Source organism: Bacillus sp. FSL W7-1582, assembly GCF_038593325.1.
GTDB classification, from domain to species: Bacteria; Bacillota; Bacilli; order Bacillales; family Bacillaceae; genus Bacillus; species Bacillus altitudinis.
In genome coordinates, this window is the sequence record NZ_CP151987.1 from 1,809,988 (window position 1) to 1,825,284 (window position 15,297).

13 protein-coding genes are annotated in these 15,297 nt (G+C 41.6%); all 13 read right to left on the bottom strand.

Annotated features, from left to right (window positions below):
- Positions 1 to 22: 22 nt before the first annotated feature.
- Positions 23 to 1,567: a glycoside hydrolase family 43 protein gene (locus NSQ11_RS09260; RefSeq protein ID WP_212339158.1), complete on the bottom strand. Its 1,545-nt coding sequence runs from the start codon at positions 1,565 to 1,567 to the stop codon at positions 23 to 25.
- A 229-nt stretch (positions 1,568 to 1,796) separates the two neighbouring features.
- Positions 1,797 to 3,257, bottom strand: coding sequence for a CoA-acylating methylmalonate-semialdehyde dehydrogenase (locus NSQ11_RS09265; protein ID WP_342501348.1), 1,461 nt, complete (start codon positions 3,255 to 3,257; stop codon positions 1,797 to 1,799).
- Between the two features lie 365 nt (positions 3,258 to 3,622).
- Complete coding sequence (locus tag NSQ11_RS09270) at positions 3,623 to 4,954, bottom strand: alpha-glucosidase/alpha-galactosidase (RefSeq protein WP_025207430.1); 1,332 nt, start codon at positions 4,952 to 4,954, stop codon at positions 3,623 to 3,625.
- A gap of 31 nt (positions 4,955 to 4,985) precedes the next feature.
- Entirely contained in the window at positions 4,986 to 5,816 is an 831-nt protein-coding gene (locus NSQ11_RS09275; protein ID WP_007499267.1) for a carbohydrate ABC transporter permease, read from the bottom strand.
- Positions 5,816 to 6,748, bottom strand: a complete 933-nt coding sequence (locus NSQ11_RS09280) for a sugar ABC transporter permease (RefSeq protein WP_156061672.1) — start codon at positions 6,746 to 6,748, stop codon at positions 5,816 to 5,818. The genes NSQ11_RS09275 and NSQ11_RS09280 overlap by 1 nt, the downstream gene beginning before the upstream one ends.
- 30 nt (positions 6,749 to 6,778) lie before the next feature.
- Positions 6,779 to 8,035, bottom strand: a complete 1,257-nt coding sequence (locus tag NSQ11_RS09285) for an ABC transporter substrate-binding protein (RefSeq protein WP_025207433.1) — start codon at positions 8,033 to 8,035, stop codon at positions 6,779 to 6,781.
- Positions 8,036 to 8,252: 217 nt separating this feature from the next.
- Positions 8,253 to 9,293: a LacI family DNA-binding transcriptional regulator gene (locus NSQ11_RS09290; protein WP_156061668.1), complete on the bottom strand. Its 1,041-nt coding sequence runs from the start codon at positions 9,291 to 9,293 to the stop codon at positions 8,253 to 8,255.
- 183 nt (positions 9,294 to 9,476) lie between these two features.
- Complete coding sequence (gene alsE, locus NSQ11_RS09295; RefSeq protein WP_025207435.1) at positions 9,477 to 10,169, bottom strand: D-allulose 6-phosphate 3-epimerase; 693 nt, start codon at positions 10,167 to 10,169, stop codon at positions 9,477 to 9,479.
- Between the two features lie 17 nt (positions 10,170 to 10,186).
- Complete coding sequence (locus tag NSQ11_RS09300) at positions 10,187 to 11,449, bottom strand: PTS ascorbate transporter subunit IIC (protein WP_144741000.1); 1,263 nt, start codon at positions 11,447 to 11,449, stop codon at positions 10,187 to 10,189.
- Between the two features lie 26 nt (positions 11,450 to 11,475).
- Complete coding sequence (locus tag NSQ11_RS09305) at positions 11,476 to 11,742, bottom strand: PTS sugar transporter subunit IIB (protein ID WP_017359544.1); 267 nt, start codon at positions 11,740 to 11,742, stop codon at positions 11,476 to 11,478.
- A gap of 15 nt (positions 11,743 to 11,757) precedes the next feature.
- Positions 11,758 to 13,830 carry a BglG family transcription antiterminator gene (locus NSQ11_RS09310; protein WP_342501361.1) on the bottom strand — a complete coding sequence of 691 codons (2,073 nt, stop codon included), beginning with the start codon at positions 13,828 to 13,830 and terminating at the stop codon, positions 11,758 to 11,760.
- A 288-nt stretch (positions 13,831 to 14,118) separates the two neighbouring features.
- Positions 14,119 to 14,559 carry a hypothetical protein gene (locus NSQ11_RS09315; RefSeq protein ID WP_008343720.1) on the bottom strand — a complete coding sequence of 147 codons (441 nt, stop codon included), beginning with the start codon at positions 14,557 to 14,559 and terminating at the stop codon, positions 14,119 to 14,121.
- A 199-nt stretch (positions 14,560 to 14,758) separates the two neighbouring features.
- Complete coding sequence (locus NSQ11_RS09320) at positions 14,759 to 15,202, bottom strand: GNAT family N-acetyltransferase (RefSeq protein ID WP_017359541.1); 444 nt, start codon at positions 15,200 to 15,202, stop codon at positions 14,759 to 14,761.
- Between the last annotated feature and the right edge of the window lie 95 nt (positions 15,203 to 15,297).

The following is a 15,297-nucleotide window of genomic DNA, read 5'->3' on the forward strand; positions in this document are numbered from 1 at the left end:
AACATTTAAGCACCTTTATTCGCTACCTTTGAGTAAACTGCCAAGAATCAAATTGGAATAGATTTCCCCCGCCAGTTCCGGTAAAGACAAAAAATACGTTGTGCACTCCGGATGCGCCGTTAATCGATGTTTCTATTTCCCGCCAGTTTTGTGTTCCACCGGTGGAAGGAACATCAAGTGTACCGACCAGTCTGCCGTTTGCGCTGCCAAGGCGTACTTCTATTTTCCCGCCTACTGTCGATGCGACATTGGCTTTAAATGTTCTAGCGCCATTTGAACCAAAGTCTACATTCCCTAAAGCCACCCAATCGCCATTTTGAATATTGGTGACATGCTGGTTATTCACTGGTCCTCCTGGTGCTGACGAGGCTTCTGTCAAAATGCGTCCATTCCAAGCGAATGTTTCAGCTTCAACACGTTGATATGGATTCAGATTAGATAGCTGTTTCACCCCTTCATAATTGGCTGCTACTTCTCGAAGGGAGCCATCTGCATTATGCACAAGCTTGTTAATATGTGGAGAGCGATAGCCTTTGCCGCTTCCGTATAATGCAGAGCTAACGGTTTGCGTATGATACACCACATACCACTCATTTTTAAAATTGAACACCGCATGATGGTTGTTACCGCCGCCACCAAAAAAAGCACCCGGATTTTTCAGAAAGTGTCCTTTATACGTGAAGGGTCCCATCGGACTTGAGCTCGTCATATAGCCGATTTCACCAGGTGGTTTATCAGCAGGATGTGAGCCGCCAAAATTGATGCAATAGGAATAGTAATAGGTACCGTTATACTTATGCATCCCTGAATCTTCAAACATAAAAGGAGCATCAATGGTGGATGCGATACTGGCCACACTTGTCATATCAGCACCTAGCTTCAGGACTCTTGCTGTTTTAGGATTTGCCCATTGTCCCTGCGTTGGATTGGAACCGCCTGGAACGCCACCGCCGGCATATAGATAACCAGTACCGTCATCATCTACAAATACGGCCGGATCAAAAAGCCATACAACTCCAGACATGCCAGGTGTACTTGGCGTAACGAGTGGTTTTCCAATCGGATCAGTCCATGGGCCGATCGGGCTGTCTGCTGTAAGGACTCCAATCCCTCCGCCGCTGTTAGCGAAATAAAGGAAAAATTTATCCTTTCCATTGATCTTCTTTACCGCTGCTGATGGGGCCCATGATGCGCCTGCCCATTTGGCAATGCCTCTGCCGCCATTTGCCCCATTTGCTCCCGCTACTGGAATCGCTCCGTGATCGGTCCAGTTGACCATATCCGCCGAAGAGATGACGAATACTCTATTCAGATTTGCAAATGAATTGTCCTTAATTGTTCCGTTGCTTTGATATTCATAGTCATCACTCGACATATAAAGGTACACTCTTCCGTTATAGGTAAGCGCAAACGGGTCTGCTCCTAAGTGATGATCAATGAGCGGGTTTGCATTTCCTACTTGCTTGGCAATTGGTGTGCTTGCCGCATGAGCTTCATATACTGGCAAACAACTCAGTACCAAAGTGAAGATCAATAAACAAACGCTACACTTCATCCTCGTCCTCATCCTCATCGTGTCATTTCCTCCTGTTTTCATCTTCCTGATATTGGGGTTTAGGCCCAATTTCAAATTATGTTGATGTTTCGTGATGAAGAATGAATACAAAGAATGATTTCTCCCTGTGAATCCTTGTAAAGAGTGCGATGAAAACCCTTACTTTTTAACTAGAAGACAACAAAAAAATGCAGTCTCCATGATGGAGCTGCATTCTTCCTCAATGTTCAATAAATGTAGACTACATATAACGAGCGGTCACCATTTTCTTTCTCGTGTAAAACTCTACTCCATCTGTCCCATTGGCGTGCAAGTCTCCGTAGAAGGAATCTTTCCAGCCGGAAAATGGGAAGAAAGCCATTGGAGCAGGGACACCAATGTTAATGCCTAACATGCCGGCTTCGATGTTTTCACGAAATTCTCTTATGCTTGAAGCGCTGTCTGTGTATAGGCAGGCACCGTTTGCGAATTTTGATTGATTGGACAGGTCGATTGCTTCTGCGAGTGATGAGACACGGACAATGGATAAGACTGGGGCAAAAATCTCGTCCTGCCAGATTTTCATTTGATTTGTGACATGATCAAAGATCGTTGGTCCGACAAAATACCCTTCTCCATTTGTTTCGTTATCTTGTCTGCCATCACGAATCAGGCTTGCGCCTCCTTCAATTCCTGATTGGATATATTGAAGAGTTCGTTCTTTATGCTCTTTCCGAATGACTGGTCCGAGAAAGACATCTTCATTTATTCCGTTTCCGATGACAAGCTGGTTGGATTCATCGACCAATTGTTGAATCAAGTCGTCCGCCACGTCTTCTTCCACTGCGACAACGGCTGCTGCCATGCAGCGTTCACCTGCTGATCCAAAAGCAGCGCCAATGATTTGTTTTGTGGCTGATTCTAAATCAGCATCTTTCAAGACGATAGAGTGATTTTTTGCACCGGCAAGTGCTTGTACACGTTTACCATGTGATGTCCCTTTTTTATAGACGTATTCTGCGACTGGCTGAGAGCCGACAAACGAAATGGCTTTTACCTTTTCATGTTCAAGCAGACCGTTTACTACATCGTGAGCGCCATTGACAATGTTGAGCACACCTTTTGGAAGTCCCGCTTCTTCAAATAGTTCTGCTAACCGTGCAGCAAGGATTGGCGTCCGTTCTGAAGGTTTTAAAACAAATGTATTTCCGCAAGCGATGGCAAGCGGGAACATCCAGCATGGGACCATCATCGGAAAGTTAAACGGGGTAATGCCGCCGATGACGCCAATTGGGTAGCGGTACATGCCAGACTCTAGACCAGTCGCAATATCAGGCAGTTGTTTCCCCATCATTAAGGTTGGTGCACCAGCGGCAAATTCCACACATTCAATTCCTCGCTGCACCTCTCCTTTTGCTTCTGTTACACTTTTTCCGTTTTCCAGCGTGACAAGTTCAGCTAACTCATCCCATTTCTCTACGAGTAACTGTTGGTATTTAAATAAGATACGTGCGCGCCGGGGAACAGCTGTTTTAGACCAAGTGGTGAACGCTTCTTGTGCTGCCTGGACTGCATGTTCTACATCCGTTTTTGTTGAAAGTGGTACTTCTGCGATGACTTCGCCAGTAGCTGGATTATAAACAGCTTCCGTTTGGTTCGTTTCGGCGTCCACCCATTGTCCGCCAATATAATTTTTCAACGTTTGTACATCTGTTTTGGTCATGTTCCCTCTCTCCTCTTTGTTTGGATTGTGATGCAATCGTGTGTTGATTTATCGTCATTGTCTCATCTAAGGGGCCTTCATCTGTATACACTCTTTGTCAAATGAAACCACAATTTTGCTTTACGTTCTGATAAAACATGTGAAGTCTATACCTTCTAGCTCTTTTGGTTCCGCAGATCTGTCCCCCTTTTAGGTCGTTTTGTCTGTGTGTCATGATCATGTTAATCAATTGATGATATATTTTTGGTTAACTGTTGGTTAACTTTAAAAAATCATAATATTAAAAACGCTTCCAGTCAATGATCAGTTTGTTGATCTAAAAAAACCTGATGCCAGGTGCATCAGGTTAAGACTGTTTATGTTAGTTATTTAGAAGAAATTGCGTATTGACTTGGCTCTGTATAAGCCGGGAGCATCTCCCCGTGTGCTTCAATTAATTCATTACATAGTTTGATGGTGTCATCAATTGATAATTCAGCACTTGTATGCGGGTCTAATAATGCCGCTTGGTAAATGTGTTCTTTTTTGCCGCTGATTGCAGCTTCAATCGTCATGAGCTGTGAGCTGATATTGGTCCGGTTGAGTCCAGCCAATTGTTCAGGTATCTCTCCGATATAACATGGCATGATACCGCTCCGGTCTGCAACACATGGCACTTCCACACAGGCTTTTTCAGGAAGGTTGTGAATGAGTCCTCCTGTGTTCAGTACATTTCCACCAAATTTAAAGGGAACGTTCGTTTCAATCGCTTCAATGATACGTGAACCATATTCTTTAGAGCGCGTATGCGTGATTTGTGTGTTTCCCACAAGGTCATGTTTCATCGTATTCCAATTGTTGATTTGTTCCTCGCAGCGTCTTGGGTATTCATCGAGCGGAATGTTAAACTGTCCAATCAGTTCTGGATAACGAGATTTGATAAAATACGGATGATATTCTGCATTGTGCTCTGAGGATTCGGTGACATAGTAGCCGAATTTATCCATTAGTTCAAAACGAACCATATCAGGATGCCGCATTTTTTGTTTTTCTTTTGCTCTTGCTTTGATTTCTGGATACAAGTCTTGACCGTCCCGTTTCACTTCTAATAACCATGCCATGTGATTAATGCCGGCAATTTTTTCTTCAATGCCTTCATGATCCATTTCAAGTGATTGAAATAAATCTTTCGTACACACCTGTACGCTATGGCAAAGACCAACCGTTTGAACCCGAGTATAACGCAGCATAGCGCCAGTCAGTGTGGCCATTGGATTCGTGTAATTTAATAATAAGGCGTGTGGACATACCTCTTCCATATCCTTTGCGAAGTCCAGCATCACGGGAATGGTTCGAAGTGAACGGAAAATACCGCCGATGCCAACCGTATCCGCAATCGTTTGTCTTAATCCATATTTTTTTGGAATCTCAAAATCAATAACAGTGCTTGGCTGATAGCCTCCTACCTGGATGGCATTGATGACATATTTCGCATTCTTTAAGGCTTCTTTCCGGTTGTGATACGACTGAATGGTCACATGTGCACCGTAGTTCTCTTTTAAGTGACGTAGCATCGTTTCTGATTCTTTCAGCCGGTTATGGTCGATATCATATAACGCAAATTCAAAGCCAGCAAGTGCGGGAACGAACAAACAATCTCCTAATATATTTTTAGCAAACACGGTACTTCCTGCACCGATAAATGTAATTTTAGACATAGACGACACTCCTTTTTACATCAAGGTTGGATTACCCTTTAACAGAGCCTTGAGACAGCCCTGCGATAAAGTATTTTTGCAAAAGTAAAAACATCGTGACCATTGGCAGCATCGCAATAAGAGCAGCGGCGCCAACGAGCTGGAGCTGGTGTTGATTTTGACCAAAGAAATTGGATAAGGCGACTGTAAGTGTATGCATCTCTTTATCTTGCAAGAAGAAGATGGCAAATTGATAGTCGTTCCAAATATACACACAGGCAATGATTAAAACAGAAGCGGTAATCGGCTTCAGCAGCGGAAAAACGACGGTGAAAAAGACTCTGAGTGTTCCCGCACCATCAATACGAGCGGCTTCTTCAAGCTCCTTTGGAATCGTCGACCGGATAAAACCGGCATATAGAAAAATCGTCAGTGGCAAAAAAGCAGCAACATTGTTTAAAATAGCGATTTGATAAGTATTCATCATGCCAATTTGTACAACCATTTTGTATAAAGGGACAAGGGCTGTGAGCGGCGGTATGACCATAATGGCAATGAATAAGAGATACACCGCTTGATTCAGCTTTGTTCCTCTTCTTGCAAGCGGATAGGCGGCAAGTGATCCAAAGATGATGAGTAGGGCAGCCGAGCTGAACGTAATGATCACTGTATTCAAAAAGGACTGGCCAAGCTGAGCATCTGTCCATGCCATCAGAAAGTTTTCAAAATGAAGCGTTGATGGGAACAACCATTTTGAGCTAAAATCTCCTATCCCCTTTAGAGAGGTCGTGACTAAAATATAAAATGGAATCAGGTGCAGCAATGTGATCAAAAGGGCGAGTAAGGAGTACCATCTTTTCTTTCGTTTATAGGCGTTATCCATCACACCTCGGTCTCCTTTCGTTTGAAATAAATGAGCGCTGCGACACTAACGACAAGGATGATGACAGCCATGAAGACACCTTGCGTCGCTGCATAGCCTGCATCCTGCCGTTTGAAATACAGATCGTACATAAAAGTCGACATCGATTGCGAGGAATCTCCGGGTCCTCCGCCAGTGAGGGCGACAATGACATCAAATAATTTAAGTCCACCGATCACATTGAGCACAACATTGATGGTGATAGATGGCATTAAAAGCGGTAATGTGATTCGCCAAAATTGCTGAAGACCTGAAGCGCCATCGAGTTGTGCTGCTTCATAATAATCTTTAGGAATGCTTTGGAGTCCTGCTAAATAAATGATCATGGCAATCCCGACGAATTGATACGTATTCACAAACACGATGATCCAAGTGTTTAGCTGCGGATTACCAAGTGCGTTCATTGGATCAAATCCAAAAAGGGTGACAACGTCGTTTAATGCGCCGCCTTGGTACGCAAAGACAAAATACCAGATATAGCCCATAGCAATCGGGCTGATCATGACGGGTAAATAGATCACCGTTCTTGTGATGGCTCTCATCTTTAAACTTTGATTTAATAAGAGTGCATATCCAAGTCCAATCATATTTTGTAAGATGGTGCTCCCGATGCCGTAAAGAAGGGTATTTCTCACAACAAGCCATGTGGTTGGATCTTGCAGCAATCGTTTGTATTGATCCAGTCCAATCCACTCATACTGTTGTGAGAAACCGTTCCAATTTGTAAAAGAAAGCTGAATCCCGTTAAAAAAGGGATAAATGATAAAGGCACTGACAACGAGAACAGCAGGCAGATACATCCACCAAAGTGAAGAATTTTGGCTATTTTTCATCTTCTGTTTTGGAAAAGAGGTAAATGTCGCCGCCTGTTTTTCTTTTGTGATGTCACTCATTGGCTTCACTCCTGTTTCAGCATGAGCCTGCTATTGTTTTTTCAGACGCTTATATTCCTCTTCCATTTTCTTCGATAGTTGTTCCGGTGTGATGGAGCCTGCTAATAATTCTTGACCGGTCGTTGCCATGACAGCCCACATGCCGCTCGGTAGGTATTTCCGATCAAAATAGGGTTCAATCTTAATATCTTCATATTGCTCGTAAAATGTAGAGTAATAGTTTTTGGCTTTGACTTCTTTTAAAGCCGTTTCAGAGGAAGTGCCCTCTGCGATTTTCTTTGCGTTTTCAGGCTTTGCTAAAAAGTCAATGAATTGTTTTGCTTCTTTTAGATGCTTTGAGTCTTTCCATGCCGCAACAGTAAAGCGTTCCCCGCCAATCCAGCTTTGCTCATCACCTTCATGAATAGCTGGTACGGGCATGGTGCCTACTTTGATCGATTGATTGAGTTCAGTCGCCTCAGGTCCTAAAGATCCTCCCACAAAGGTGAAAGCGATTTTGTTTTGTGCCATCAGCTCAGGTGCTTGGGATAGTTTCGCCGTGAGTACGTCTTTGTTTAAAAGGTCTTGATCTTTCAGCTCCTTCATAAACTGTGCAAGCGGTGTATAGTGAGACCAATCAAATGATCCATTTTCAAGGTCTTTTCCGTATTGATGTTTTTGATCGGTAATGAGTAAAGGCGTTGCCAGCTCATCAAAGACTTGGGCAATATTAGAATTGTCGCCTCCTGGGATCCAGAGCGGCACAACGTCTCCTTTACTTTTTTCTTTGACAGTTTGTAAAGCACTTTTCAGTTCATTCAGTGTTTTAGGAACTTTTATGCCATATTCTTTTAATAGATTGGCATTAAAACTAAGTCCGTCTTTTGCTTGATTCAGCGGATAGGCATAGACTTTGCCGTCTTTGTCTTTTAAAATTTGATCGAGTGAAGGATCGAGTTGTTTTACCCAGTCCATCTCCTTTAGATCAGCCACGTATTCGCTATATCGCAGCTTGGCCCAGCCGTGTGTATCAAATAGGTCTGGCATATCGTTTGCCCCCATTTTGACGCGTATCATATCTTCATAGCTGTTGCCAGGGAAGTTGGCATCAATTCGGATGTTTTGATGTTCTTTTTCAAAATCACGGATCACTTCTTCAAATGCCTTTCTCTCCCCGCTGTTACTCATTGTGGAGAATAGAGTCAAGGTCACTTTCCCGTTTGCTTCAGACGCACCGTTATTGCCGCAAGCAGACAAGATCATCGACAAAACTAGAGCTACACACAGCATCAGAATTTTTTTACTCATCGTTTCCTCCTTTTGATTACTGAAAATTCAGACGATTATCGGTAGAATTCATGCAGTTGCGGAAACAAAAGAAGTCCATTATACTGGAATTCTATTCTTTTCAAAGAGATAAGAGAGCAATTGGGTGAACTGCGTTGTTTTCAGCATGATCTGGCCATCATGCTCAGCAGCTCCCTTCCTGCTTTTTTGTCTCTTTTTTGTTTGCTGAAATGCTCGTTCACCCCCTTTCATGGATTGGGCATGTGCTGCCTCTTTGCATGAGCTTTGTTGGCACGACGACTTTTAGGGGAAGCTTTCTTCCTTCTATCCGCTCAAGCAAAAGCTTTAGACCTACTTCCCCCATTTGTTCTGTATATACTTTAACCGTTGTGAGCGGCGGGCTTGAAAAGGAAGCGGCTTCGATATCATTAAACCCCACGATTGAGACATCTTGAGGTACACGAAGACCGGCTTCATGTAGCGCACGCATAGCGCCTATTGCCATAGAATCACTTCCGATAAAAAAGGCTTCTGGAAGCTTTCCTTTCTGAATGGCTTTTTGCATAAGTGAGTAGCCTTCTTGCATCGAATATTCGCCTATGTGGATGTCATTCATATGAAGAGTTCCCGCTTCTTGCATTCTTTTGATAAAAGTTGTTTGTCTTTCATCCTCAATCACAGCATTTCCTTCGAAATAATGCTCCCTCTCTTTCCCGCCAATATAGCCTAGATGTGTATAGCCGAGAGATTGCAGATGACAAATGGCACGATCTGCCGCTCTGACAAAATCCACATGTACACAATCATACAAATCTTCATCCGCATAATGATTGATAAAAACGATATGTTCCATTCGGTTTGTCATCTTTTCAACCGTATCAGGGCTGATTCGTCCAATGACAATCAAACCGTCAATATCCTTTAGTATCGCCCCTTTGTCCATGTTTCTTAGGCGAAAGGTATGGAGAGTAGACAGACCTTGTTTGGCATATTCTTTTTCAATTCCTTTTCGAATCGATGAAAAAAAAGGATCATTTAATTCTTCGTCAATGGATTGGGCGACAACGACACCGATGACTGGGGATGCGGGTGGGCTTTTAACTTCTGCTTGATCGGCTTTTCTTGCTCTGACTGGGGTATAGTTTAATTTCTTGGCTATGTCGAGGATGTTTTGTCTTGTTGCGTGTGAAACGGCAAGCGTTTGGTCGCCATTTAACACACGGGATACAGTAGAGACGGATACTTTTGCATCATGAGCAATATCTTTGAGTGTAGTCATAGGTAAACTCCTCATCATTTTTGACTAAATGTTTACTAAAGATATTTGAAGAATAACACATAAATAAAGCGCTTTCAATTATAAATTTGTGCTTTTATGAAGTTTTTGAGTATGTTTTGATAAGGAGATAGTTTTTTTAGTAAAATTGCGTAAAAAAGAGGATGGGCTTCATCCTCCTTTTTACTAAGGTGATTTCATTGTGGCTGTTTCTTTTGCGAACAATTGCTTCATTATTTCCCATGCTTTATCTAATTCTTCGTGAAGGCCAAATAAACCTGAAGTGCCAATGATGTAAATTTCATTTCCTGCCTCAGCAAGCAACCGGAACGTGCTTTCATTACAAGAGCCGTCTACCTCAATTGAAAATGAGTATCCCCCCTTCTCTTTGATTTCTTTCACCTCTTTTATTTTCGGAAGCATTTCTTTGATAAAAGGCTGACCCGCAAACCCTGGATCAATTGTCATGATCGTCACCCGGTCTATTAAATGAATAAAAGCATCTAATGCTGCAACTGGTGTGGCGGGATTGAGAACAAAGCCGACCTCACACTTTCTTTCGTGGATATGCCGAATGATTCGAAAAACGTCTTTTTGCACCACTTCTGGATGTAAACAAATCATCGTTGCGCCTGCATCAATACATGCATCAATTAAAAATTCCTGAGGCTGTTCGGCCATTAGATGAACATCAATCGGAACATCTGTCAGTTTCCGAAGTTGTTCAATGAAAAAGGGTGATAAGGTCATATTCTTTACGTAATGACCATCCATGACGTCGACATGATAACGGTCTGCCCTTGTGTTCAGAAGCTGAATTTGTTCACGGAAGTGTGTTAAATCCATGCACATCAATGAAGGTGAGAAAAAAGCTGTCATCCTGAAATGCCTCCTTTTTAAAGATGAAATAAAAATTTGATCAATCCAATCAATATTCCGATGATACCGAAGTCTGTATCTCCAAATGTTGTCCCTTCAAAGCCAAGAGTGCCTAACACAGGAAGTAAACAAGCTGGTAAAAATGAAAGGAGTATTCCATTTACAAAGGAACCGGCGACTGCACCTCTCACTCCCCCCGTTGCATTGCCATATACGCCCGCTGTCGCACCGCAGAAAAAGTGTGGCACAAGTCCAGGAACAATGACAGTTAAACCAAACAAAGGAAGAAGGAAAATAGACACGATGCCTCCTGCAAAACTGCATAAAAAACCGATGATCACCGCATTTGGAGCAAATGGGAAAACAGTTGGCGCATCAAGTGCCGGCTTTGCCCCTTTGACGAAACGATCGGCAATCCCTTTGAAAGCAGGCACAATTTCCCCGATTGCCATCCGTACACCTGCTAAAATAATGTACACCCCAGCAGCAAAGGTAATGGCCTGAATGAGAATGAAGACAGCAAAGTTCGTACCACCACTAATGTTTTCTATATATGAAATTCCCGCAAACGGTGCAATCGCAAAGAAAAGCAAAGCCATCGTAATGGAGATGGCCACCGATGTATCTCTTAGAAAACCGAGTGATTTAGGCACTTGAATGGTTTCCGTTGATTTCTCTGGGCGCCCGACCCATTTGCCGATCATTCCCGCTGTAAAATAGCCGAACGTACTGAAATGACCGAGCGCCAGATCATCACTTCCAGTGACTTTCCTTGTAAACGGCTGAAGGATTGCGGGAGCAATGACCATCGCTGCACCTAATACGATTGAACCAGTGATGATCAGCAGCGTTCCTTGCATGCCGGCTGTTGACAGAACGACTGCAAGCATAGCCGCCATATATAGCGTATGATGACCAGTTAAAAAGACGTATTTAAAGGGTGTGAATTTTGCCAAAAGCAAATTGACCACCATACCAAAAATCATAATGAGCGCTGTCTGTGTACCGAATTCCTTTTGGGCAATGGCTGCCATGGCATCTGTATTTGGGACAACCCCTTGAATGTGAAAGGCTGCTTCAAACATCTTCCTGAAAACCCCAAGTGAATCAGATACGACTGTGGCGCCCGCTCCTAATATTAAAAAACCCATTGTTGTTTTTAAGGTGCCTGATACAGTATCGGCAGCTGACTTTTTCTGCAAAAGTAAACCAGCCAGTGCAAACAAACCGATGAGAATTGCGGGTGTGCCCAATATATCGTTCATGATCAGTTCTATCATGATGTGAATCCCCCTTTTTCCGTCGATTATATGTGTTTACGAAGGACGTCTTTAATGGCTTCCTGGTCTAACAAGTTATTTAATCCAGCGACCTTTCTTGTGCCGTCATCCAGCTGATCGATAATGTCTGTTGCGCCGATATAGAGGTCTGCTTGTTCATTTTTGCTTGTACTGAGATCGGTGTGATCCACTTCCGCTAAAAGTCCTAATTCTTCTAATGCTTTTTTGACATTCATTTCAACAATAAAGCTGCTTCCTAAACCGTTTCCGCATACAACTAGAATTTTTTTCATTCTCTTTTTCCTCCTTTATACTTGTGAAAATCGATTGATTAATTGTTGAATGGCTGCTAATTCCTCTGCTTCAATCAATTGTCTCACCCGTTTTTCTTCACTTAACAGCATCGTCAGCTGTTTGAGTGCTTTCAGGTGGGTCATACTGTCAATGGCAGCTAATACAATGATGAGCCGAACTTGCTTTTTTCCATCCTTTGAAAAGGAAACGGGCTGATGACATGACATAAGTGACATGCTTAATTTGTTCACGCCATCTTCTGGTCTGGCATGCGGAATCGCCACTTGTGGCGCAATCACAATATAAGGGCCATTTTGATGAACAGACTGGATCATCGCTTTCACATAACTTTCCTGAATCGCTTGTTGATCAAGCAAAGGCTGCGCTGCTTTTGTAATGGCCTCCTGCCATGTGTCTGCTGTTTGCTGGAGCTGAATGGTTTCTTCTGTTAATAAATCGTTTAACACTGGTTTCCACCCTTTCTGGTGTGATACATATGTCGGATGAAGCAGCTCCTTCAGGTCATGAAGCAATGCTTTTTCATTTTGAACGATGGTATGCTGCTGAATGATATTGAATAAAGCATTCACATGGTGCTCATCAAGCTTAGGTTCTGAGCCTTCTCCATATTGAAGCAATGTTTTTTTCTCATAAGCAGTGAGAATCGGGTGCACGAGATGAACAGGTTTTCCTTTAAACGATATAGGTGTCGTTGACACAACAAAGTCGGCATCAATGGATGTTAATTCTTCATATGAACGTTTTGATAACAGTCCGCGTATGTCGATGTAGCCGATTAATTCAAGAAGCTGCGTTTTCAGCATGTGACTGGTGCCAATTCCTTCTCCGCAGACAATGTAAACAGAACGTTTCGCAATCGATGAAATCCCTTCTCTTCTCATCCAGCCGCCAAAATGCATCGCCACATAGGCAATTTCATGATCGCTCATCTTTGAACAGGCTGCCTTCTCTAAATGGCAAGCAACCTTTTGCGTGATGTCAAACACCTCTGGCTGTGCATGTTTCATGGAATCTGTTAATTCATTGATGATCTCAATGTGATAGATGAGCCTATAATAGGCCGGAATTAAATGCATGGTTAAGTTTTGTTCCAAGACTTCTACTTCCTGGAAGGAAATACACGCATAACGCTGAAAGTCCATGATCATTTGTCTCGCAATGGTTCGAATGAGATGTTCTTCTGGTTTTTGACTTGTTGGAAGTTTTTGTTTTTTGGCACTGAGCCATAAGGTGCTAAGAAAATAGATTTCATCATCATGAACCAAAAGACTGGTTTCTTTTTGAATTTGCGCCATGAAACGAATAGCAGCCAAGCATTCATCTGTTTCCTGCAGTGTCCGTTTTTCTTCTGTTGAAATGTGTACAGCACGTCCTAGCTTCATCCGTTTAAAGTAGAAAAAGAGATCCATAGACAGCTGATCCAGCATGTCATCTGCAAATTCAAGCTTCAGATCTTGTTCGGATTGTTGAAGGAGATCATGTATTCTCTTATATGAGATAGGATCCTTTAACCAAACCGATGGAAACGTTTTTTCATTTTTTATCATGGTGCGAATGAAATGAATATAAGGTTTCAGCGCCAACCGAATTGTTCTTTCTTCTCCTGAAATTAAATAGCCACTGGCCGCCAGATAATGAAGTGTAAGCTGCTGTTTTGAAAGTGCTTCTTTTAGTTGTTTCATATCTTCAAGCAGTGTATTGCGGCTTACCTTCGTCATCTCCATAAAATCATCAATTTTTAGATGCTTTTCACTGCATGCAATGGATAGGAGCAAGATGGCACGTCTTTCTTTTACACATGGTTCATAGTCATGACCGACAAGAACAGTGTCAGCTTTTTCGATAATGACTTCTTTCTCGTGTGGATGTAAATAGTAGCCTCGTTGATCTTTTCGCTGGACGCCACTAAGCTGATGGGTTTCCAGCCAACTATTCATTCGTTTGATTTCAGCGTAGACCGTTCGAGTAGAGACATTCAGTCGATTCTGTAAATCTTCAATTGATAGATAAGTGGTCGTGTGAAGCAGCATCGATAATAAAGTCGTGCCCCTTTTGGTTAAGTGCAGTTGGAATCCCTCCCCTCTTCCCTTTGGTTATAAGTCTAATCAACTCGCATGAGTCAAAGAAGTCCAAATGTTTTCAGTAAATGTTGTGCAGGTTTTTGGGTGTTCTTTTGTTATAAGAAAAAGCACACTCGTTTGAGTGTGCTTTGAGACTTGTATACAAAGAGCTCTTTGTCTTCTTTTACGTGTTTGAGGACGAATAAACGCAAAAAACCTAGAATGGTATAAAGCCAGTCAAGGTTTTTTCACTTCTTATTCATCTTTTATTTTTCCTATATGTGACGCTTAAAATTATTTTTTGTTTAAACTAAATCCGAAATCCAAATCGTTTTCAAATGAAATACAAATACTCCAATCACCTTCTAATGATATAAAGTAGTGGTGCTGTGGGATATCTAAAAAATAGACTAGTAACTCTTCTAGATGTTTTAATTCAAACTGGTACCCAAACTCTGTAAGGTTATCCCCTATGTAAATTACTTGTAAGTTATTATCTAAATATTTTTCTTTTAATTCAGTTATAAAGAGAAGAGCATCAGAAAGTAACGATTCATGATTTGAGCTCTTACTATAATGTTTATTGGTTTGTAACCAATCTATTTTTGAACCAGCAAAATCAAATTTTTGTTCTATTAAGTCTAAATAAATTTTTGGATTTTTATGTACTTTGACATATTTAAGAAGGTCTTTTAATTCCAAATCCTTTATTAGATCTTCATCATAAGAATTCAATAAAATTACCCCCCTTTGTGTTTTTTAAAGTCTTTCTTGACAAAATCCATAGGAATCGCTGTTTCGTCATTTTGTTGCAAACAATTCAGTGTACAATGCCATTGTAGCTTGCTGATCCGTCTCTGACAAAGCATATTCATCTTTTTTTGACCGAATTATATTGAATTTTCTGCCATGCCAAAACTTCATTCTTCTGTGTTCAATCCCAATAATAAATATAGTGCTGAGTTGAAGAATCGCTTGTCATCCCCATTTTTTCATACAATTGTTGTGCTTTTATATTAGAAGTCGCTGTTTCTAAACAGATAAATCGGGTTCCTTTATCGTTTGCAAATGAAAATGCTTTTTTCATCAATTCCTTACCTACTCCCTTTTGACGAAAATCGTTTATAACAAACAAATCATTTAAAATGAACGCATCTTTCATCGCAACAGATGAAAATGTGGGATACAGTTGTACAAATCCTACATATTGTTCACCTTGCTTTGCAACAAACAAAATAGACTCTTGTTTACGGTATCGTTCCACTAGAAAATGATAAGCACCTTCTATATTAGAAGTCTGTTTATAAAATTGGCGATATTGATCAAATAGAACCGAAACTTGTTTTAAATCATTTTCATTAGCTCTTACTATATCCACTCTTCTATCCCCTTTTCATATCAATTAGTAGTATAATAATCGATATTCTGACATGTAAAAATGTACAGATTTATACTTTATTAAATGTCAGAAGG

Coding starts and splice junctions, on each gene's coding strand:
- NSQ11_RS09275 (WP_007499267.1), bottom strand. CDS start 5,816: ATGGATAACGCCTATAAACGAAAGAAAAGATGGTACTCCTTACTCGCC.
- NSQ11_RS09260 (WP_212339158.1), bottom strand. CDS start 1,567: ATGAGGACGAGGATGAAGTGTAGCGTTTGTTTATTGATCTTCACTTTG.
- alsE (WP_025207435.1), bottom strand. CDS start 10,169: ATGACAGCTTTTTTCTCACCTTCATTGATGTGCATGGATTTAACACAC.
- NSQ11_RS09280 (WP_156061672.1), bottom strand. CDS start 6,748: ATGAGTGACATCACAAAAGAAAAACAGGCGGCGACATTTACCTCTTTT.
- NSQ11_RS09305 (WP_017359544.1), bottom strand. CDS start 11,742: ATGAAAAAAATTCTAGTTGTATGCGGAAACGGTTTAGGAAGCAGCTTT.
- NSQ11_RS09300 (WP_144741000.1), bottom strand. CDS start 11,449: ATGATAGAACTGATCATGAACGATATATTGGGCACACCCGCAATTCTC.
- NSQ11_RS09285 (WP_025207433.1), bottom strand. CDS start 8,035: ATGAGTAAAAAAATTCTGATGCTGTGTGTAGCTCTAGTTTTGTCGATG.
- NSQ11_RS09270 (WP_025207430.1), bottom strand. CDS start 4,954: ATGTCTAAAATTACATTTATCGGTGCAGGAAGTACCGTGTTTGCTAAA.
- NSQ11_RS09290 (WP_156061668.1), bottom strand. CDS start 9,293: ATGACTACACTCAAAGATATTGCTCATGATGCAAAAGTATCCGTCTCT.
- NSQ11_RS09265 (WP_342501348.1), bottom strand. CDS start 3,257: ATGACCAAAACAGATGTACAAACGTTGAAAAATTATATTGGCGGACAA.